The sequence below is a fragment of the Variovorax sp. J31P179 genome (assembly GCF_030316985.1).
In the GTDB taxonomy this organism is placed as follows: Bacteria; Pseudomonadota; Gammaproteobacteria; order Burkholderiales; family Burkholderiaceae_C; genus Variovorax; species Variovorax ginsengisoli_B.
The window spans coordinates 121318-141099 of sequence record NZ_JASZYL010000014.1; the positions used below are offsets into that span (position 1 = coordinate 121318).

Genomic DNA, 19782 nt, shown 5'->3' on the forward strand with positions numbered 1-19782 from the left:
GCTCTTGCTTCCGAGCGGGAGCCGCCCGCCCATTTGTGTTTCCGGAGAAAAGAAGATGTTGCAAGCCTACGTTGACCATGTCGCCGAGCGCGCCGCGCTCGGCATCCCGCCGCTGCCGCTCACTGCCAAGCAGACCGCCGAGCTGATCGAGCTCATGAAGTCGCCGGCCGTCGCCGACGCCGAGTTCCTGCTCAACCTGCTGACGCACCGCGTGCCCGCGGGCGTGGACGATGCGGCCAAGGTCAAGGCGAGCTACCTCGCGGCCGTCGCGCACGGCACCGAAAAGAGCCTGCTGCTGACGCGCGCCAGGGCGACCGAGCTGCTCGGCACCATGCTCGGCGGCTACAACATCGGCCCGCTGGTCGACCTGCTCGACGATGCCGAAGTCGGCGGCGTCGCAGCCGAAGGCCTCAAGAAGACGCTGCTGATGTTCGACCAGTTCCACGACGTCAAGGAAAAGGCCGACAAGGGCAATGCCAACGCCCGTGCCGTGCTGCAAAGCTGGGCCGATGCCGAGTGGTTCACCAGCCGTCCCGAAGTGCCGCAAAGCATCACCGTCAGCATCTTCAAGGTGGCCGGCGAAATCAACACCGACGACCTGTCGCCCGCGCCCGACGCGACCACCCGTCCGGACATCCCGATGCACGCGCTCGCGATGCACAAGAACGCCCGCCCCGGCATCGTGCCCGAGGAAGACGGCAAGCGCGGCCCGGTGAAGTTCATCGAGGACCTGCGCGCCCGCGGCCACCTGGTGGCCTACGCCGGCGACGTGGTCGGCACGGGCTCGTCGCGCAAGAGCGCGACCAATTCGGTGCTGTGGTTCACCGGCGAAGACATTCCCTACGTGCCGAACAAGCGCTTCGGCGGCGTCTGCCTGGGCGGCAAGATCGCCCCGATCTTCTACAACACGATGGAAGACTCCGGCGCGCTGCCGATCGAGCTCGACGTCAGCCAGATGAACATGGGCGACGTGGTCGAACTGCGTCCCTACGACGGCAAGGCGCTGAAGGACGGCAAGGTGATTGCCGAGTTCTCGGTCAAGAGCGATGTGCTGTTCGACGAAGTGCGCGCCGGCGGCCGCATTCCGCTGATCATCGGGCGTGGTCTGACGGCCAAGGCACGTGAGGCCCTCGGTCTGCCGGCCTCGACGCTGTTCCGCCTGCCGGTCAGCCCGGTCGACACCAAGAAGGGCTTCTCGCTGGCTCAGAAGATGGTCGGCCGCGCCTGCGGCCTGCCCGAAGGACAGGGCGTTCGCCCCGGCACCTACTGCGAGCCGAAGATGACCTCGGTCGGCAGCCAGGACACCACCGGCCCGATGACCCGCGACGAACTCAAGGACCTGGCCTGCCTCGGCTTCAGTGCCGACCTGGTCATGCAGTCGTTCTGCCACACGGCGGCCTACCCCAAGAAGGTCGACGTCAAGATGCACCACGAGCTGCCGGACTTCATGGCGACCCGCGGCGGCGTGTCGCTGCGTCCGGGCGACGGCGTGATCCACAGCTGGCTCAACCGCCTGCTGACGCCCGACACGGTCGGCACCGGCGGCGACAGCCACACCCGCTTCCCGATCGGCATCAGCTTCCCGGCCGGCTCCGGCCTGGTGGCCTTCGCGGCGGCCACCGGCGTGATGCCGCTGGACATGCCCGAATCGGTGCTGGTGCGCTTCAAGGGCAAGATGCAGCCCGGCGTGACCCTGCGCGACCTGGTCAACGCGATTCCGCTCTACGCCATCAAGTCGGGCCTGCTGACGGTCGAGAAGAAGGGCAAGAAGAACATCTTCTCGGGCCGCATCCTCGAGATCGAAGGCTTGCCTGACCTCAAGGTCGAACAGGCGTTCGAGCTCAGCGACGCCTCGGCCGAGCGCTCGGCCGCCGGTTGCACGGTGCACCTGAACAAGGAACCGATCATCGAGTACATCAACAGCAACATCACGCTGATGCGCTGGATGATCGCCGAGGGTTATGCCGACGGCCGCACGCTGGCGCGCCGTATCGCCGCCCAGGAAGCCTGGCTCAAGGACCCGCAGCTGCTCAAGGGCGACGACGATGCCGAGTACGCGGCCGTCATCGAGATCGACCTGGCCGACATCCACGAGCCGATCGTGGCCTGCCCGAACGATCCCGACGACGTCAAGACGCTGTCGGACGTGGCCGGCGCGGCCATCGACGAAGTGTTCATCGGTTCGTGCATGACCAACATCGGCCACTTCCGTGCGGCGTCCAAGCTGCTCGAAGGCAAGCGCGACATCCCGGTCAAGCTGTGGATCGCACCGCCGACCAAGATGGACGCGCAGCAGCTCACCGAGGAAGGCCACTACGGCGTCTTCGGCAATGCCGGCGCGCGCACCGAGATGCCGGGCTGTTCGCTCTGCATGGGCAACCAGGCACAGGTGCGCGAGGGCGCGACCGTGATGTCGACCAGCACGCGCAACTTCCCGAACCGCCTCGGCAAGAACACCAACGTGTACCTTGGCAGCGCCGAGCTGGCCGCGATCTGCTCGCGCCTCGGCCGCATTCCGACGAAGGAGGAATACATGACCAACGTCGGCGTGATCGACGCCTCCAGCGAACAGATCTACCAGTACCTCAACTTTGACAAGATCGACGAGTACAAGGAGATCGCCGACAAGGTCGCTGCCTGAGCTCCCTGTCGCGTCCGACCCCAGCAAAGCCCCGCTCGCGCGGGGCTTTTTTCATGGGCGGCCTGCTCAGGTGACGTTGAGTTTCTTGTGCTCGGCCATGTCGGTGGGCGGGTTGCCGGTGATGGCGGCCTTGGCCATCTTGAACAGCTGCACCATCTTGCTGTCGTCGACGTCCCAGTATTCGGCGTCGACGATGCGCACCGCCAGCAGGCCCAGGTTCGGGTCGCCGGCGCCCTTCGGAAACCAGGACTTGGCCATGGTGTTGAAGAGCTCCTCCTTCTTCGCCGCATCTTCCTGCAGCGTGGCCTGGCCCGAGACCGAGACGTAGCTGTCGGCGTCGGTGTCGGCGTAGGCGACGTTGACGCTCGGGTCGGTTGCGACGTGGCGCGCGATCTCCCCGTCCTTCGGAATGAAGAAGTACAGGGTCGCGCCCTCGTCGAGCTTCTTGTTCTGCGTCGTCAGCGGATGGCTGTGAAGCTGGCCGTCGCCGTGGCGGTGGGTCAGCATGCCGAAGCGGGTGTCCTTGATCAGTTCCCACAGCTTGGCTTGTTCGTCGGTCTGGCTCATTCGCGGTTCTCCGGTGTGTCGGTGGATCGAAGCCCCGACGCTAGGGCCGTCCCGGGCGCCGGCATGCGCTGGGCGGGCGCATTTGCGTGTCGTCCAGGACCGACGTGCGTGCGACGCGCTGCCGCCGGTCTTTCAGCGGGCGGCGAGCCTGCTCAGTGCATTCGCGGTCTGCGCATCGGCCGGAAAGAAGGATTCGACCGCGAGTTCCTGCAAGGTGACGTCGACCGGCGTGCCGAAGATCGTCGTGGTGCTGATGAAGCTCAAGACGCCCTGCGGCGTCACGAGCTGGAAGGGCACGACCACGTTGGAGAGTTCGCCGCCGGCGGCCGGCGCGTCGTGGCTCACCTGGGGTTGCGGGTAGGCGGCCAGCTCGTCGTGCAGCTCGGCCAGCGTGGCGTCGCCGGTGGCGGCGATCTGCTGCTGCAGCCGTTCGAGCAGGTGCGCCCGCCATTGCGCCAGGTTGGCGATCCGCGGCGCCAGGCCGTCGGGATGCAGGCTCAGGCGCAACACGTTGACCGGCGCCTCGACCAGGTGCGGGGCCGCGCCGGCCATCAGCATCGGCACCAGCGCGTTGTGCGCCACCAGGTTCCAGTGGCGATCGACCGCCAGCGCGGGATAGGGTTCGTGGCCCTTGAGCACCAGGTCGACGGCCCGCCGCGCCGCCGCCAGCGCCGGGTCGTCGAGGGAGCGCTGCCGGTACATGGGTGCGTAGCCGGCCGCCACCAGCAGCGCGTTGCGCTCGCGCATCGGCACGTCGAGCCGTTCCGCCAGCCGCAGCACCATCTCGCGGCTGGGTTCGGCGCGGCCGGTCTCGACATAGCTCAAGTGCCGGGTCGACACCTGCGCCTCGTGGGCCAGGTCGAGCTGGCTCAGGCGCCGATGCTGGCGCCAGTGGCGGAGGTGGGCGCCGAAGGGGTCGGCCGCGGTCGGGGGGGCGCTGCTCGGGGTGTTCATGGCCGCCATCCTAGTGAAGCGGCGCAGGACGGCCATGACCTGCGAGGTCATCGACCTGGCGCCGCGGGCCGTGGGGCGACTGCAGCCGAGGTCATCGAACCCTGCTATCTTTGAGGAGCTTCCACGAAAACACAGGAGTTTCCACATGGCCAAAGCCCCGGCACACGCCTTCGCCCCCACGCTCAAGACCTTCAAGACCGCATCGGGCAAGGCCGGTAAGTACTGGTCGCTCAAGGAACTCGCGAAGCAATATCCCAACGTCGCCAAGCTGCCGGTCTCGATCCGCATCGTGCTCGAGTCGGTGCTGCGCAACTGCGACGGCCAGAAGGTGACCGCCGAGCACGTCGAGCAGCTGGCCAACTGGGCGCCCAATGCCGAGCGCACCGACGAGGTGCCCTTCGTCGTCACCCGTGTGGTGCTGCAGGACTTCACCGGCGTGCCACTGCTGGCCGACCTGGCCGCCATGCGCAGCGTCGCGCAGTCGCTCGGCAAGTCGCCCAAGACCATCGAGCCGCTGGTGCCGGTCGACCTGGTGGTCGACCACTCGGTGATGGTCGACTACTACGGCACGCCCAAGGCGCTCGACCTCAACATGAAGCTCGAGTTCCAGCGCAACAACGAGCGCTACCAGTTCATGAAGTGGGGCATGCAGGCCTTCGACACCTTCGGCGTCGTGCCGCCGGGCTTCGGCATCGTGCACCAGGTCAACCTCGAGTACTTCGCGCGCGGCGTCTACAAGAGCCCCAACGACAAGGGCGATCCGCCGGTGTACTACCCCGACTCGCTGGTCGGCACCGACAGCCATACGACCATGATCAACGGCATCGGCGTGGTCGGCTGGGGCGTGGGCGGCATCGAGGCCGAGGCCGCCATGCTGGGCCAGCCGGTCTACATGCTGACGCCCGACGTGGTCGGCTTCGAGCTCACCGGCAAGCTGCGCGAAGGCGTCACCGCCACCGACCTTGTGCTCTACGTCACGGCGATCCTGCGCGGCGAGAAGGTGGTCGGCAAGTTCGTCGAGTTCTTCGGCCCCGGCGCCGCCTCGATCGCGGTGCCCGACCGCGCCACCATTGGCAACATGGCGCCCGAGTACGGCGCCACCATGGGCTTCTTCCCGGTCGACGAGATGACCGTGGCCTACTTCAAGGGCACCGGCCGCACCGACGCCGAGGTCGAGCGCTTCGAGGCCTACTACAAGGCCCAGGGGCTGTTCGGCATGCCGGCGCCCGGCGAGCTGGAATACACCAAGGTCGTCAAGCTGGACCTCGGCACCGTGTCGCCGAGCCTGGCCGGCCCGAAGCGGCCGCAGGACCGCATCGACCTCGGCCACCTGGCGACCAAGTTCTCCGAGCTCTACAGCAAGCCGAACGAGGCCAACGGCTTCAACCAGCCGGCCGACACGCTGAAGGTGCGTCATCCGCTGCCGAAGAGCGAGGTCACGATCGGCAATGGCGACGTGCTGATCGCCGCCATCACCTCCTGCACCAACACCTCGAACCCGAGCGTGATGCTGGCGGCCGGCCTGCTGGCCAAGAAGGCGGTCGAGGCGGGCCTGACGGTCAAGCCGCACGTGAAGACTTCGCTGGCGCCCGGCTCCCGCATCGTGACCGAGTACCTCGAGAAGGCGGGCCTCTTGCCTTACCTCGAGAAGCTGGGCTTCTACCTGGCCGGCTACGGCTGCACCACCTGCATCGGCAATGCCGGCGACCTCACGCCCGAGATCAACGAGGCCATCACCCAGAACAACTTGATCGGCGCCGCCGTGCTGTCGGGCAACCGCAATTTCGAAGCCCGCATCCATCCGAACCTCAAGGCCAACTTCCTGGCGTCGCCGCCGCTCGTGGTGGCCTTCGCGATCGCCGGCAACGTGATGGTCGACCTGATGACCGAGCCGGTGGGCAAGGGCAAGAAGGGCCAGGATGTCTACCTTGGCGACATCTGGCCGACGCCGAAGGAGATCGACGACAACCTGCGCTTCGCGATGAACGCCAAGGCATTCCGCCAGAACTACGAGCAGATCAAGGCCAACCCGGGCAAGCTCTGGAGCAGCATCAAGGGCACCCAGGGCCAGGTCTACGACTGGCCCAAGTCGACCTACATCGCCGAGCCGCCGTTCTTCGAGGGCTTCAAGATGAAGCCGCACGCGAGCGACGCCGGCTTTGCCGGGGCACGCATCATGGCGCTGTTCGGCGACTCGATCACCACCGACCACATCTCGCCGGCCGGCTCGATCAAGGAAAGCTCGCCGGCGGGCATCTGGCTGAAGGCGCACGGTGTCTCGAAGGCCGACTTCAACAGCTACGGCTCGCGCCGCGGCAACCACGACGTGATGATGCGCGGCACCTTCGCCAACGTGCGCATCAAGAACCTCATGATCCCGGCCGATGCCGAGGGTTCGCGCGAGGAGGGCGGCCTGACGCTGTTCCAGCCCGGCAACGAGAAGATGTTCATCTACGACGCCGCGATGAAGTACATCGAGCAGGGCGTGCCGACCGTGATCTTCGGCGGCGAGGAATACGGCACCGGTTCGTCGCGCGACTGGGCCGCCAAGGGCACCCAGCTGCTGGGCATCAAGGCCGTGGTGGCGCGCAGCTTCGAGCGCATCCACCGCGCCAACCTGGTCGGCATGGGCGTGCTGCCGCTGCAGTTCCGCGGCGCCGATTCATGGGAGAGCCTGGGCCTGACCGGTGACGAGAAGATCGACGTCGTGATCGGCGGTGAGCTCAAGCCCCAGATGGACGTCAAGATCGTGGTCCACCGGCCGGACGGCAGCCATCAGGAAGTCACGGTGCGCCTGCGCATCGACACGCCGATCGAGGTCGACTACTACAAGCACGGGGGCATCCTGCCGTTCGTGCTGCGGCAGTTGCTGGCCGCCTGACGAGGACCTGACTTCCGAGGCGTTCGCGCGGTCGGACCGCGCGTTCCCGAGGGATTCTTGGGCTCATCGCCCCAAACGCCAGAGTTTTCGAGAATAATTCTCATTTTGCAATCTCTGGATTCTGCGGGTGACCACAATGACCGGCGCGGCCTCGGCCGCCATCAGCCTCGATCAGCTTCCCAACCATCAATGGGCCACGGTACTCGACGTGCTGCGTCCCGACGAGAAGGAGGGGCGGGAGCTGGTGCTGCGCCTGACCGAGATCGGCTTCGTGCCCGGCGAAGCGGTGCGCATCGTCGCCACCGGCGTGCCCGGCCGGGAGCCGCTGGCGGTGCGGCTGGGCCACACCACCTTCGCGCTGCGCCGCCACGAGGCGTCGCTGATCCGCGTGACCCCGGGAGCGGTCGGCCGTGGTTGAAGCGACCCTGAACTTCCAGCCCGGCGCCGCCGTCTCGCTGAGCCCGCCGGAGCGCGTCGCGCTGCTCGGCAATCCGAACTGCGGCAAGACGGCGCTGTTCAACCTGCTCACGGGAAGCCGCCAGAAGGTCGCCAACTATGCCGGCGTGACGGTCGAGCGCAAGGAAGGCATCTCGCGCACGGCGGGCGGTCGGCGCGTCTTCGTGCTCGACCTGCCGGGCGCCTACAGCCTCAATGCGCTGTCGGCCGACGAGGCCGTGACGCGCGACGTCGTCACCGGCAAGAGCAGCGAGGCGCTGCCCGACCTGCTGGTCTGCGTGACCGACGCCACCAACCTGCGCCTCAACCTGCGGCTGGTGCTCGAGGCCCGGCGGCTGGGCCTGCCGATGGTGGTGGCGCTCAACATGACCGACATGGCGAAGAAGCAGGGCATCACGGTCGATGCGGCCGTGCTGTCGCGCGAACTCGGGGTGCCGGTGATCGAGACCGTCGGCGTCCACAGCGGCGGGGCCCAGGGCCTGCTCGAAGCCCTCGACGCGCCGGTGGCCGCCGCCATGCCGCAGTCCTGGCATGCGCCCGGCCTCGACGAGGTGCTCGACACCCAGCGCGAGGTGCGCCGCATCCTGGGGCTGGCGGTGCGCGAGCCGACGGGCAGCCTGGCCACCAGCGATCGCATCGACCGCGTCGTGATGCATCCGGTGTGGGGCATGCTGGTGCTCGCGGTCACGATGTTCCTGATGTTCCAGGCCGTGTTCAGCTGGGCCGCGGTGCCGATGGACGCGATCAAGGACGCCACCGCCGCCTTCGGCGAACTGATCAAGCACGTCGTGCCCGAAGGCATGCTCCAGAGCCTGCTGGTCGACGGCATCATCGCCGGCGTCGGCGGGGTCATCGTGTTCCTGCCGCAGATCCTGATCCTGTTCCTGTTCATCCTGGCGCTGGAAGATTCCGGCTACCTGCCGCGGGCCGCGTTCTTGCTCGACCGCGTGATGGGCACTGTCGGACTGTCGGGCCGCTCGTTCATCCCGCTGCTGTCGAGCTTCGCCTGCGCCATCCCGGGCGTGATGGCGACCCGCACCATCAGCAACTGGCGCGACCGCATCACGACCATCATGATCGCGCCGCTGATGACCTGCTCGGCCCGGCTGCCGGTCTATGCCCTGCTGATCGCCGCCTTCATTCCGGCGCGCACGGTCGGCGGCGTCTTCAACCTGCAGGGCGTGGTGCTGTTCGCCCTTTATGTGTTCGGCATCGTCTCGGCGATGGCGGTGGCCTGGGTCATGAAGCGCTTCCGCGACAGCCAGCAGCGCTCGCCGCTGATGATGGAGCTGCCGGCCTACCGCTGGCCCAACCTGCGCAACCTGGCGCTGGGCCTCTACGAACGGGCCTGGATCTTCATCCAGCGCGTCGGCACGATCATCCTGACGCTGACCATCCTGCTGTGGTTCCTGTCGACCTTTCCGTCGCCGCCCGAAGGCGCCACCGGACCGGCCATCCAGTACAGCCTGGCGGGCATCATCGGCCGTGGGCTCGAGCACATCTTCGCGCCGATCGGCTTCAACTGGCAGATCTCGATCGCGCTGGTGCCGGGCATGGCGGCGCGCGAGGTGGCGGTGGGGGCGCTCGGCACGGTGTATGCGCTGTCCGCCACCGGCGACGACGTCGCCGGCCAGCTGCAGCCCCTGATCGCCGGCAGCTGGTCGCTGGCCACGGCGCTGTCGCTGCTGGTCTGGTATGTGTTTGCGCCCCAATGCATCTCGACCTTGGCCGCGGTCAAACGCGAGACCGGCTCCTGGCGCTATGTTTGGATCATGGCTGGCTATTTGTTCGCGCTCGCCTACATTGCGTGCTGGATCACCTATCGGGTGGCACTGGCGCTCACAGGAGGATGAGATGACGCAGGAAATCATTGTCGGATTGATCGTCGCGCTGGCCGCGTTCTATGCGCTGTGGCGCTGGATGCCTGCCAACTGGCGCCGCGCGGCCGCGGGCAAGGTGGCTGCCGGAACGCAGCGCGCCGGCCTGGTCGATGCCCAGCGGGCGCAGCAGCTGGCGGCTTCGCTCGGCAAGGCTTCGGGTTGCGGCGCCTGCGACAGCTGCGGCAGTTGCGGCAGCGCCGGCCGGAAGGCCCAAGCCGACGTCCAGACCGCTGCCACGCACTCCCGCTGAGCGCGGCCCATGCCAGCCCATGTCCTGATTGCGGGCGGTGGCATCGCGGGCCTCGCCAGCGCGCTGGCGCTGGCCCGGCGGCGCCACCGGGTCGACCTGCTCGAGCAGGCGGTGGCCTTCGGCGAGGTCGGCGCCGGCATCCAGCTCGGTCCCAACGTGACGCGCCGGCTGCAGCAGCTGGAGGTCTGGGAGCCGCTGGTGCGGATCGCCGCGCGGCCCGATGCGCTGGTGGTTCGCAGCGCCACCGACGGCCGCGAGATCGCCCGCATGCCGCTCGGCAACGCGATGCTGCACAACTACGCCGCCCCCTATTTCTGCGTCCATCGCGCCGACCTGCACGGGGTGCTGCTGGCGGCGGCGCGCGGCACCGGGGCCGTCACGCTGACCACCGCGGCCCGGGTCACCGGCGTGGTCGCGCGCGACCATGCGGTCTGTGTGTCCAGCACCGAGCGCCGGGCCTGGGAGGGCGATGCGCTGATCGGCGCCGACGGCCTCTGGAGCACGGTGCGGCCGTTCGTGCTGGAAGATTCGCCGCCCCGGGCCACCGGCCACACGGCGTGGCGAGCGCTGGTCGATCAGTCGGCCTTGCCGGCCGCGCTGCGCAGCACGCAGGTCACGGTCTGGCTCGGGCCGCGGCTGCACGCGGTGGCCTATCCGGTGCGCCGCGGCGATGCGCTCAACGTGGTGGTGCTGGCCGAATCGGCGCCCGCCGGCGATGCGCGCGACTGGGACCAGTCCTCCAGCCTGGCGGCGTTGCAGGCCGCGACCGGGCGCACCAGCGGCGCGCTCCAGGCCCTGTTGGAGGCAGTGCCCGATTGGCGGGCCTGGACCCTCAACGACCGGCCGCCCCTCGCCAGTCCGTCGCAGATGGCGGGCGAACGCATCGCCCTGGTTGGCGATGCGGCGCATCCGATGCTGCCCTACCTCGCCCAGGGGGCGGGCATGGCGATCGAGGACGCCGTGGCGCTGGCGGAGGCCCTGGACGGCGGCGACGCGGCGGCGGTGCCGGCGGCGTTGATGCGCTTTGCCGAGACGCGCTGGCAGCGCAATGCCCTGGTGCAGGCCCGGGCCCGGCGCAATGGCGGGATCTTCCATGCCACCGGACTGGTGCGCTTCGGGCGCGACGCCGCCCTGCGGCTGCTGGGGGCGCGATTGCTCGACGTGCCGTGGCTCTACGAGGGTTGATCAGAGGCTGAAGCTCTGCAGATGGTCGACCCGCTTGGCCAGGCCCGCCGGGCCCAGGTAGTGGGTGAGACGGCCCGCATGCACTTCGACCAGGGCGGATTCGAGCTCGGCGAGCATGCCGTCCCGGGCGGCGGCATAGCGGCCCGCCAGGTCGTCGTGCGAGCGCCCGTAGGCTTCGGCGATCAAGCGTGCGGCCGCCGGCGCGCCGCAGGCCACGCATTCGGCGATCGCGGTGGCGCTGGGCTCGGCCCCGCGCTCCAGCAGCAGGCCGACCAGTTCGGGCGAGACCGCGCTGTCGATGTAGTCGAGCGCATCGTGCGCCACCGGTGCGCCGGCCTGCACCAGCGCCTGCGCGGCCTGGTGGGCGCCGTGACTCAGGGCCAGGTCGGTGGCGATCGCGCTGCCCAGCAGCGGGCCGTCGAGCGTCACCTCGGCGGCCGCCAGGCGCGCGACCAGTTCGGCGTCGTCGGTGGCGATCGCATGCCGCAGCGCGACGCGTGCCAGCGGGGCGTCCTGTGCCAGCGTGCCGGCCGCCAGCGGCGTGCGCCAGTCGACCATGGCGCGCCGGTAGAAGGCGATCAGCCGGTCCATCAGCTCCAGCGACAGGCCGTGCTCCTGGTGGCGCTGGTCGAGGTATTCGAGCAGCGCCTGGCCGGTAAAGTAGTCGCCCGCCGGCGCCAGCGGGTCCTCGTCGAGCTGCAGCGCCTCGAAGGCGGCGCACAGGTCGTGGGCGACGGTGGTCATGCCGTCCTCGTGCATCTCGTGCGCCCAGGGCGCCGGCAGACCCTGCTTCCAGGCCAGCACGTGGCCGTAGTCGGGGCCGGGCTCGACCACGGCGTAGACCCGGTCGCAGTCCTCGAAGCCGCCGAAGGGCAGCAGCGTGAGCTTGCCGTCCCAGGCCTCGCCGCTGTCCGCGGCGGCTTCCTGCGCGCCCTGGCGCTCGTGCTCGATCCACCCCTGCAGGTCGCGCGGGCCATCGCCGCCGTTGTAGAAGAGCTCGCTCCAGACCACCGACTCCTCGTTGCCGTTCATGTGCAGGTGGAGGTCGTAGTCGATGCGCCCGCCGGCCGTCAGGCGCCAGAGCGACAGCAGCTCCGGCGGCAGCGGCCCGGCGCACTGGGCCTGCAGCGCCGCGACCTGGGCTTCGTCCATCGGCGGGCGGGCGTCGAAGATCACGCGGCGCGCGAACAGCGCGACGCCGTGCGAGCGCAGCTGCGCGAGTTCGTCATCCCCGAAGAAATCGTTGTCCATCGTTGTCTCCTCTCTTTGTTGTCGATGCGAAGCTGCGAAGGACGTCGCGCGGTCTGCCTAGAGGTCGGTCCGCAGCTTCCAGATTTCCGGGAACAGCACCACGTCGAGCATCTTGCGCAGATAGCTTACGCCGCCGGTGCCGCCGGTGCCACGCTTGAAGCCGATCACGCGCTCGACCGTGGTCACGTGCCGGAAGCGCCAGAGGCGGAAGGCGTCTTCGAGGTCGGTGAGTTCTTCGCCGAGCTGGTAGAGCTCCCAGTGCTTCTTGGGCTCGCGGTAGGCGACCAGCCAGGCCTGCTCGACACCGTCGCTGGCCTCGTAGGGTTTCGACCAGTCACGCTCCAGGTGGTCGGCCGGCACGTCGAGGCCGCGGCGCGCCAGCAGCCGCAGCGCCTCGTCGTACAGCGAGGGCGCGCGCCAGGCGGCCTCGACCTCGGCCAGCAGCTCGGGGCGGTGCGCGTGGGGCTTGAGCATCGCGGCGTTCTTGTTGCCGAGCGCGAATTCGATGCAGCGGTACTGCCAGCTCTGGAAGCCGCTGGAGGCGCCGAGGTAGGGCCGCATGGCGCTGTATTCGGGCGGTGTCATGGTCGCCAGAACGTCCCAGGCATGCACCAGCTGCTCCATGATCCGCGACACGCGCGCCAGCATCTTGAAGGCGCTGGAGAGGTCGTCCTCGGCGATGGCGCGGATCGCGGCGCGCAGTTCGTGCAGCATGAGCTTCATCCAGAGCTCGCTGGTCTGGTGCTGGACGATGAACAGCAGCTCGTCGTGCGCCGGCGAGCGCGGATGCTGTGCGGTCAGGATCTGGTCGAGGCTCAGGTAGTCGCTGTAGCTCATCGAGGCGCTGAAGTCGAGCTGCGCCTTTTCGTCGTGGACGATTTGTTCGGTACTCATGACAGTCCTTGGCCTCAGGTCACCGCGAGCTTCTGGTTGAACTCGGGTCGTTTCCATTCTTCGCGGTCGACCACCTGCACCAGGTGCTCGACCGCGTTCCATACATCTTCGAAGCCGAGGTAGAGCGGCGTGAAGCCGAAGCGCAGGATGTCGGGCATCTGCGCATCGCCGGCCCTGAAGTCGCCGATCACGCCGCGGGCGATCAGCGCCTGCACCATCGCATAGGCGCCCGGCCCGCCGTCGTTCAGGGCCAGGCAGACCTGCGAGCCGCGCCGCGCATGCTCGCGCGGCGTCACCAGCGCGAAGCGCCCGGCGCAGCGTTGCTCGACCAGCGTGATGAAGGTGTCGGTGAGCGCCAGCGACTTGGCGCGCAGCGCCGCCATCGGGCCCTGACCGGCGTCGAAGGGCTCGGCGGCCAGCACGCTGTCGAGCCCGCATTCGAGCCCGGCCAAGGCGATGATCGGCTGGGTGCCGCACAGGTAGCGGGCGACGCCCGGCGCCGGCCGGTAGTGCGGCGTGAACTCGAAGGGCGCCGCATGGCCCCACCAGCCCGAAAGCGGCTGCGTGAACTGGCCGGCGTGGCGCGTGTGCACCCAGACGAAGGCCGGCGCGCCGGGGCCGCCGTTCAGGTACTTGTAGCCGCAGCCGATCGCGAAGTCGGCCTCGCTGTCGTTGAGCGCCACCGGCACCGCGCCGGCACTGTGGGCGAGGTCCCACACCGTCAGCGCGCCCACCGCGTGGGCCGCGGCCGTGACGGCCTTCATGTCGTGCATGGCGCCGGTGCGGTAGTTGACGTGGGTCAGCATCAGCACCGCGACCTGCTGGTCGAGCGCCGCGGGCAGCTCGTCGGCCTCGATCAGCCGGAGCGTGAAGCCGCGTTCGCGGCAGATCGACTCGGCGATGTAGAGGTCGGTCGGGAAGTTGCTGCGCTCGCTGAGCACGACGCGGCGCTGCGGGCTGGCGTCGGGTGTCGCCAGCAGCACCTGGCTCAGGGCCGCGAACAGTACCTTGTAGAGATTGATCGAGGTGCTGTCGGTGCAGACCACCTCGCCCGGCGCGGCGCCGACCAGCCGCGCGACCTTGTCGCCGAGCCGCTGCGGCAGGTCGAACCAGCCGGCGCTGTTCCAGGAACGGATCAGGCCTTCGCCCCATTCCTTGGCGACCACCTCGGCGATGCGGGCCGGCGCGGTCTTCGGCAGCACGCCGAGCGAGTTGCCGTCGAGGTAGATAACGCCCTCGGGCAGCAGGAAGCGGTCGCGCAGCGCGGCCAGCGGGTCTTCGGCGTCGAGGCGCCGGCAATCATCGAGTGTCATGGGGATTCCGGATTGAGTTCGCGCAGGACCGCGCGCACCGGCGAGGCATCGGCGCTCACCAGTTTCAGGGGCAGGGCGATCAGTTCGTAGTCGCCCTCGGGCACCTCGTCGAGCACCAGGTTCTCGAGCACGCGCAGGCCGAGCCGGCGGATCACCTGGTGGCTGTCGAGGGTTTTGCTGTCGGCCGGATCGATGCTGGCGGTGTCGATGCCGACCAGCGTCACGCCGAGGGCCGCCAGGCGCTCGATGGTGGCCGGCGCGTAGGCGGCGAGGGCGCCGTCCCAGCGCTCGACCGGCGCCCGCCGGTAGGTGCGCACCAGCACCCGCGGCGGCAGGTCGTCGAGGGCGTGGGCGATGTGCGCCCACTCGATCAGCGGGCCGCGCTCGATCGCATGGATCACGCGGCAGCGGCCGAGGAAGGGCGCGAGATCGACCTCGCCGATGGGCGCGCCGGCGGGGTCGTAGTGCAGCGGTGCGTCGGCATGGGCGCCGACGTGCGGCGACAGGCTGATCTCGCTGACGTTGACCGGGCAGCCGGGCGCGATCGTCGCGGCCCAGCGCTGCCGGTAGGGCGTGTCGCCGGGGAAGACCGGCGCGCCTTCATGCACCGGCGGCGAGATATCCCAGAGGCGTTGATTCGACATGGCGCAAAGTTAGCGCCATGCGAAGGGTCGTGGTGTCGGTTATTTCCAACAGGCTTTGAAACGAAGATGCAGCGGGCTCAGGCGATCGGCCCCAGCAGCAGGAACTCCATCAGCGCCTTCTGCACGTGCATCCGGTTCTCGGCCTCGTCCCAGACCACCGACTGCGGGCCGTCGATCACGTCGGCCTCGACCTCCTCGCCGCGGTGCGCCGGCAGGCAATGCATGAAGAGCGCATCGGACTGGGCCACGCGCATCATCTCGGTGTCGACGCACCAGTCGGCGAAGGCGGCGCGGCGGGTCTCGTTCTCGGCCTCGTAGCCCATGCTGGTCCAGACGTCGGTGGTCACCAGGTCGGCGCCGCGGCAGGCTTCCATCGGGTCCTTGAAGACCTGGTAGCTGGCGCTCGAGCGCAGCCCGGCGACCGACTGGTCGACCTCGTAGCCGCTCGGCGTGCTGACGTGCACCTTGAAGCCCAGGATCTCGCTCGCCTGCAGCCAGGTGTTGGCCATGTTGTTGCCGTCGCCGACCCAGGCCACGGTCTTGCCCGCGATCGAGCCGCGGTGCTCGATGAAGGTGAAGATGTCGGCCAGGATCTGGCAGGGGTGGAACTCGTTGGTCAGGCCGTTGATGACCGGCACCCGCGAATGGGCGGCGAAGGCCTCGATCTTGGTCTGCTCGTAGGTGCGGATCATCACCAGGTCGACCATCCGGCTGATGACCTTGGCGCTGTCCTCGATCGGCTCGGCGCGGCCCAGCTGGCTGTCGCCGGTGGTGAGGTGCACCACGCTGCCGCCGAGCTGGTACATGCCGGCCTCGAAGCTCACGCGGGTGCGCGTGGAGGCCTTCTCGAAGATCATCGCCAGCGTGCGGTCGACCAGCGGCTGGTGGCGCTCGTAGGCCTTGAACTTCTTCTTGATCAGCGCCGCGCGCGCGAACAGGTGGGCGTAGTCGCCGGCATCGAAATCCGAGAATTGCAGGTAGTGCCGGATCGCGGTGGTGTTCATGGTTGAGGCTCCGCGAGGAAGGCCTTCACCAGCGGCGCCAGGATCGCCACGATCTCGTCGGCTTCGGCGATGCTGAGGATCAGCGGCGGCACCAGCCGGATCACGCTGTCGGCCGTGACACTCAGCAGCAGGCCGGCGTCGCAGGCGCGGCCGAGGATCACGCCGCAGGGACGGTCGAGCTCGATGCCCAGCATCAGGCCCTGGCCGCGGATTTCCTTCACGCCGGCCAGGCCCGCGAATTCGCGCTCCAGCGCCGCCTTCAGGTGGGCGCCGACGGTGGCGGCGTTCTCGAGCAGGTTCTGCTCTTCCATGATCCGGATGGTCTCGATGCCGGCGCGCATGGCCAGCGGGTTGCCGCCGAAGGTGGTGCCATGGTTGCCCGGGCCGAAGATGTGGGCGGCGCGCGGGCCGGCGACCACCGCGCCGATCGGCACGCCCGAGCCCAGGCCCTTGGCCAGCGGCATCACATCCGGCTTGATGCCAGCCCACTGGTGGGCGAACCACTTGCCGGTGCGGCCCATGCCGCATTGCACTTCGTCGATCATCATGAGCCAGTCGCGCTGGTCGCAGAGCGCACGCACCTGGCGCAGGTATTCCCAGCGCATCGGATGGATGCCGCCTTCGCCCTGGATGGTCTCGAAGAACACGGCGACCACGTTCGGATTGCCCTCGGTGGCCTTCTTGAGCGCGTCGATGTCGTTCAGCGGCACCCGGATGAAGCCCTCGACCAGCGGGCCGAAGCCCTGCTGCACCTTGGGATTGCCGGTGGCCGACAGCGTGGCGATGCTGCGGCCATGGAACGCGGCCTCGTAGACCACGATCTCGGGCCGCTCGATGCCCTTGTCATGGCCGAACTTGCGCGCCAGCTTGAGCGCGGCTTCGTTGGCCTCCAGGCCGGTGCAGCAGAAGAAGGCGTTGGTCAGGCCCGACAGCTCGGTCAGCTTCGTCGCGAGCTGCTCCTGGCCCGGCACGTGGTAGTAGTTGGAGCTGTGGATCAGCTTCGAGATCTGGTCCTGCAGCGCGGGCACCAGTTCGGGGTGGTTGTGGCCCAGCGTGTTGACCGCGATGCCGCCCAGGCCGTCGAGGTAGGCGCGACCGTTGGTGTCCCAGACTCGGCAGCCCTGGCCGTGCGACAGCGCGATCGGCAGCCGACCGTAGGTGTTCATGACGTGGGGCGACGAGGGGACAACATTGGCGCTCATGCGGATCTCCGGAAAAGGGAACGCGGATTCTAGGCGGCCGGTCGCGACAGTTCAGTGAGGATTGCGCATCACAGCAATGCCCCCAGGCGTGTCGCCCGGGGGACCCCCGGATAGAATCTTGTGCGGCGCAGCAACTGCTCGCGCTTTTCTCTCGCCAACAGATGGTCTCTCCAAACGCCAAAGAAATCTTCATTCAGGGAATCACCCAGGATGGCCGCACTTTTCGTCCCAGCGACTGGGCCGAGCGACTGGCGGGCGTGATGTGCTCTTTCCGCCCCGGCGGCCCGCAGCCCGGCAGCCACCTGAACTATTCGCCCTGGTGCGTGCCGACCGTGATCAACGGCATCAAGTGCGTGGTGGTGAACCGCGAATTGCGCGATTTCGAGCCGATGGCCTGGGATTTTTGCGTCAACTTCGCCAAGGACAACGGCTTGCAGGTGGCCGAGGCCTGCCTGGTGCCCGACGCGCCGACCCTGCCCAAGACCTCCGCCTGAATCGAACGCCCATGAAAAAACCGCCCGAAGGCGGTTTTTCACTTTGCTGCAGCGCACCCCGATCAAACGGCGGATCGGTGAACCAATCCGGGCTGTTTGCCTGATGGCGTCAGGCGGCGACTGCCTTTTCAGGGGCGAGGGCCAGGGCCTTGACCTTGGCCGACAGGCGGCTCTTGTCGCGAGCGGCCTTGTTCTTGTGGAAGATGCCCTTGTCGGCGACGGTGTCGACGATGCTCTGGGCCTTCGCGAAGGCTTCTGCCGCCTTGGTCTTGTCGCCGGCCAGCACGGCCTTCTCGACATTCTTCACGGCGGTGCGGTATTTGGAGCGCAGCGAGGTGTTCGCGGCGTTGAGCTTGACGTCCTGGCGGACGCGTTTACGGCCCGACGCGAGGCGCGGGTTCTTCTTCTTGGGCTTGGCGGATGCCATATTCAGTGTTCCTTGAGGGTCTGGGGATGATGCAGCAAAGCCCTCCATTATAGGCGAGTTGCGGCAAACCGTCGCCAGACGCCGGGAGAGCACGCGCGGGCGCCTACACTTCTGCCCCGTGTCCCTGTTCAAATCCGCCTCCACCGTCTCGCTCCTGACGCTCGCCTCCCGGGTGACCGGCCTCATCCGCGACGTCCTCATGACCTCGGTGTTCGGCGTCAGCGCGATGACCGACGCCTTCTACGTCGCCTTCCGCATCCCGAACCTGTTCCGGCGGGTGTTTGGCGAGGGCGCCTTCAGCCAGGCCTTCGTGCCGGTGCTGGCCGCCTCCCGGACCGAACATGGCGACGCCGGCGCCAAGGCGCTGGTCGACCACGTGGCGACCCTGCTGACCTGGACCCTGGTGGTGGTCTGCGCGCTGGGCGTCGTCGGCGCGCCGCTGATGGTCTGGGCCATGGCCAGCGGCCTGCAGAAGAACCCGCAGGGCTTCGACGCCGCGGTGGTCATGACGCGCTGGATGTTCCCCTACATCGGCTTCATGTCGCTGGTGGCCCTGGCCGGCGGCGTGCTCAACACCTGGCGCAAGTTCGCGGTGCCGGCGGCCTCGCCGGTGCTGCTGAACCTGGCGCTGATCGCGGCGATCGTGGGAGGGGCGCCGCTGTTCAGGCGCCTGGGCATCGAGCCGATCTATGCCCAGTGCGTGGGCGTGATGGTGGGCGGCATGCTGCAGCTGGCGATCCAGGTCCCGGCCCTGCGCGGCCTGGGAATGATGCCGCGCATCGGCGCCAGCTTCGGCGCGCTGCGCGACGCCTGGCGCGACCCGACCACCCGCCGCGTGATGCGGCTCATGCTGCCGGCGCTGATCGGCGTCAGCGTGGCCCAGATCTCGTTGCTGATCAACACCCAGATCGCCTCCCACTTGGCGACCGGCAGCGTCAGCTGGATCACCAACGCCGACCGGCTGATGGAGTTCCCGACCGCGATGCTGGGCGTTGCGCTCGGCGTGGTGTTGATGCCGCAGCTGGCCAGCGCCCGCGCCGCCAAGGACGACGCCCGCTATTCGGCGATGCTGGACTGGGGCCTGCGCCTGGTGGTGCTGCTGGCGGTGCCCTGCGCCCTGGCGCTGCTGGTGTTCGCACGCCCGCTGGTGGCGGTGCTCTTCCACAACGGCGAATTCAGCGCGCTGCATGTGCAGCGCACCAGCGTGGCGCTGATGGGCTACGGCGTCGGCCTGGTCGGCCTGGTGGCGATCAAGGTGCTCGCGCCCGGCTACTACGCGAAGCAGGACACCCGCACGCCGATGCTGATCGCGGTCGGGGTGCTGGTGCTGACTCAGATTCTCAACGTCTTCCTGGTGCCGCTGCTGCAGCACGCGGCGCTGACACTCACCATCAGCATCGGGGCGCTGGTCAACGCGCTGTGGCTGCTGGTCGGGCTGATCCGGCGCGGCAGCTACCGGCCGCTGCCGGGCTGGGGAAAGTTCGTGCTCCAGGTGCTGTTCGCCAGCCTGGTGCTCGGCGCGCTGCTGGTCTGGGGCGATCGCCATTTCGACTGGATCGGCCTGCAGGCGCATCGGCTGCAGCGCATCGGCCTGCTGGCCGCGCTGGTCGCGGGCGGGGCGCTGCTCTATTTCGCGGTGCTGGCGCTGACCGGGCTCAAGCTGCGCAGCTTCGTGCGCCGCTGATCGACGCGTTTTCGCTCGCGCCTTGACGGTCTCCGTCCGCTCCTCTACAAAGACA

Annotated in this window: 17 protein-coding genes; 8 read left to right on the forward strand and 9 right to left on the reverse strand. The window is 68.5% G+C overall.

Annotated elements, in window-relative coordinates; translation table 11 throughout:
- Nucleotides 1-55 precede the first annotated feature (55 nt).
- Nucleotides 56-2641 (forward strand): bifunctional aconitate hydratase 2/2-methylisocitrate dehydratase, encoded by a 2586-nt coding sequence (locus QTI17_RS28360; protein ID WP_286536993.1) that lies wholly within the window; start codon nt 56-58, stop codon nt 2639-2641.
- 66 nt (nt 2642-2707) lie between these two features.
- Here QTI17_RS28360 and QTI17_RS28365 read toward each other — a convergent pair whose 3' ends face one another.
- Together QTI17_RS28365 and QTI17_RS28370 are read right to left on the reverse strand one after the other, a co-directional pair.
- On the reverse strand, nt 2708-3208 hold the full coding sequence (locus QTI17_RS28365) for a pyridoxamine 5'-phosphate oxidase family protein (RefSeq protein ID WP_286536994.1): 501 nt from the start codon (nt 3206-3208) through the stop codon (nt 2708-2710).
- Between the two features lie 132 nt (nt 3209-3340).
- On the reverse strand, nt 3341-4162 hold the full coding sequence (locus tag QTI17_RS28370) for a helix-turn-helix domain-containing protein (protein WP_503011121.1): 822 nt from the start codon (nt 4160-4162) through the stop codon (nt 3341-3343).
- A 145-nt stretch (nt 4163-4307) separates the two neighbouring features.
- On the opposite strand from QTI17_RS28370, the gene acnA reads away from it, so the two are divergent.
- The 5 genes from acnA (at nt 4308) to QTI17_RS28395 (ending at nt 10814) form a co-directional block, all read left to right on the forward strand.
- A complete protein-coding gene (acnA, locus tag QTI17_RS28375; RefSeq protein ID WP_286536996.1) occupies nt 4308-7043 on the forward strand; it encodes an aconitate hydratase AcnA in 2736 nt (911 codons plus the stop codon).
- Nucleotides 7044-7179: 136 nt separating this feature from the next.
- On the forward strand, nt 7180-7461 hold the full coding sequence (locus tag QTI17_RS28380) for a FeoA family protein (protein WP_286537041.1): 282 nt from the start codon (nt 7180-7182) through the stop codon (nt 7459-7461).
- Nucleotides 7454-9352: a ferrous iron transporter B gene (gene feoB / locus QTI17_RS28385; protein ID WP_478140264.1), complete on the forward strand. Its 1899-nt coding sequence runs from the start codon at nt 7454-7456 to the stop codon at nt 9350-9352. The genes QTI17_RS28380 and feoB overlap by 8 nt, the downstream gene beginning before the upstream one ends.
- Nucleotide 9353: 1 nt before the next feature.
- Nucleotides 9354-9629 carry a DUF6587 family protein gene (locus tag QTI17_RS28390; RefSeq protein WP_286536997.1) on the forward strand — a complete coding sequence of 92 codons (276 nt, stop codon included), beginning with the start codon at nt 9354-9356 and terminating at the stop codon, nt 9627-9629.
- A gap of 9 nt (nt 9630-9638) precedes the next feature.
- Nucleotides 9639-10814, forward strand: a complete 1176-nt coding sequence (locus QTI17_RS28395; RefSeq protein WP_286536998.1) for an FAD-dependent monooxygenase — start codon at nt 9639-9641, stop codon at nt 10812-10814.
- On the opposite strand, the gene QTI17_RS28400 is transcribed toward QTI17_RS28395, so the two are convergent.
- The 6 genes from QTI17_RS28400 to QTI17_RS28425 all read right to left on the reverse strand — a co-directional run bounded on the left by QTI17_RS28400 (nt 10815) and on the right by QTI17_RS28425 (nt 17122).
- Complete coding sequence (locus QTI17_RS28400) at nt 10815-12065, reverse strand: SMI1/KNR4 family protein (RefSeq protein WP_286536999.1); 1251 nt, start codon at nt 12063-12065, stop codon at nt 10815-10817.
- A 57-nt stretch (nt 12066-12122) separates the two neighbouring features.
- Nucleotides 12123-12959: a tryptophan 2,3-dioxygenase gene (gene kynA / locus QTI17_RS28405; RefSeq protein ID WP_286526809.1), complete on the reverse strand. Its 837-nt coding sequence runs from the start codon at nt 12957-12959 to the stop codon at nt 12123-12125.
- A 14-nt stretch (nt 12960-12973) separates the two neighbouring features.
- Nucleotides 12974-14272 (reverse strand): kynureninase, encoded by a 1299-nt coding sequence (gene kynU / locus QTI17_RS28410; RefSeq protein WP_286537000.1) that lies wholly within the window; start codon nt 14270-14272, stop codon nt 12974-12976.
- Nucleotides 14269-14916 (reverse strand): arylformamidase, encoded by a 648-nt coding sequence (gene kynB, locus QTI17_RS28415; protein WP_286537001.1) that lies wholly within the window; start codon nt 14914-14916, stop codon nt 14269-14271. The genes kynU and kynB overlap by 4 nt, the downstream gene beginning before the upstream one ends.
- Before the next feature lie 77 nt (nt 14917-14993).
- Nucleotides 14994-15920, reverse strand: coding sequence for an ornithine carbamoyltransferase (gene argF, locus QTI17_RS28420; RefSeq protein ID WP_286537002.1), 927 nt, complete (start codon nt 15918-15920; stop codon nt 14994-14996).
- Nucleotides 15917-17122, reverse strand: coding sequence for an aspartate aminotransferase family protein (locus QTI17_RS28425; protein WP_286537004.1), 1206 nt, complete (start codon nt 17120-17122; stop codon nt 15917-15919). Before QTI17_RS28425 ends, argF begins: the two co-directional genes overlap by 4 nt.
- Before the next feature lie 161 nt (nt 17123-17283).
- On the opposite strand from QTI17_RS28425, the gene QTI17_RS28430 reads away from it, so the two are divergent.
- On the forward strand, nt 17284-17616 hold the full coding sequence (locus QTI17_RS28430) for a DUF3579 domain-containing protein (protein WP_286526800.1): 333 nt from the start codon (nt 17284-17286) through the stop codon (nt 17614-17616).
- Between the two features lie 109 nt (nt 17617-17725).
- On the opposite strand, the gene rpsT is transcribed toward QTI17_RS28430, so the two are convergent.
- The gene (gene rpsT / locus QTI17_RS28435) at nt 17726-18043 is read right to left on the reverse strand and encodes a 30S ribosomal protein S20 (RefSeq protein ID WP_286526799.1); all 318 of its coding nucleotides are present in this window, start codon (nt 18041-18043) and stop codon (nt 17726-17728) included.
- Nucleotides 18044-18161: 118 nt separating this feature from the next.
- Between rpsT and murJ the strand changes: the two genes are divergently transcribed.
- Nucleotides 18162-19727, forward strand: a complete 1566-nt coding sequence (gene murJ / locus QTI17_RS28440) for a murein biosynthesis integral membrane protein MurJ (protein ID WP_286537005.1) — start codon at nt 18162-18164, stop codon at nt 19725-19727.
- The last annotated feature ends 55 nt before the right edge of the window (nt 19728-19782 follow it).

Bases quoted from the DNA above. Each gene is read 5' to 3' on its own strand.
- QTI17_RS28360 (WP_286536993.1), top strand. From the start codon at position 56: ATGTTGCAAGCCTACGTTGACCATGTCGCCGAGCGCGCCGCGCTCGGC.
- QTI17_RS28365 (WP_286536994.1), bottom strand. From the start codon at position 3,208: ATGAGCCAGACCGACGAACAAGCCAAGCTGTGGGAACTGATCAAGGAC.
- QTI17_RS28370 (WP_503011121.1), bottom strand. From the start codon at position 4,162: ATGAACACCCCGAGCAGCGCCCCCCCGACCGCGGCCGACCCCTTCGGC.
- acnA (WP_286536996.1), top strand. From the start codon at position 4,308: ATGGCCAAAGCCCCGGCACACGCCTTCGCCCCCACGCTCAAGACCTTC.
- QTI17_RS28380 (WP_286537041.1), top strand. From the start codon at position 7,180: ATGACCGGCGCGGCCTCGGCCGCCATCAGCCTCGATCAGCTTCCCAAC.
- QTI17_RS28390 (WP_286536997.1), top strand. From the start codon at position 9,354: ATGACGCAGGAAATCATTGTCGGATTGATCGTCGCGCTGGCCGCGTTC.
- QTI17_RS28395 (WP_286536998.1), top strand. From the start codon at position 9,639: ATGCCAGCCCATGTCCTGATTGCGGGCGGTGGCATCGCGGGCCTCGCC.
- QTI17_RS28400 (WP_286536999.1), bottom strand. From the start codon at position 12,065: ATGGACAACGATTTCTTCGGGGATGACGAACTCGCGCAGCTGCGCTCG.
- kynA (WP_286526809.1), bottom strand. From the start codon at position 12,959: ATGAGTACCGAACAAATCGTCCACGACGAAAAGGCGCAGCTCGACTTC.
- kynU (WP_286537000.1), bottom strand. From the start codon at position 14,272: ATGACACTCGATGATTGCCGGCGCCTCGACGCCGAAGACCCGCTGGCC.
- kynB (WP_286537001.1), bottom strand. From the start codon at position 14,916: ATGTCGAATCAACGCCTCTGGGATATCTCGCCGCCGGTGCATGAAGGC.
- argF (WP_286537002.1), bottom strand. From the start codon at position 15,920: ATGAACACCACCGCGATCCGGCACTACCTGCAATTCTCGGATTTCGAT.
- QTI17_RS28425 (WP_286537004.1), bottom strand. From the start codon at position 17,122: ATGAGCGCCAATGTTGTCCCCTCGTCGCCCCACGTCATGAACACCTAC.
- QTI17_RS28430 (WP_286526800.1), top strand. From the start codon at position 17,284: ATGGTCTCTCCAAACGCCAAAGAAATCTTCATTCAGGGAATCACCCAG.
- rpsT (WP_286526799.1), bottom strand. From the start codon at position 18,043: ATGGCATCCGCCAAGCCCAAGAAGAAGAACCCGCGCCTCGCGTCGGGC.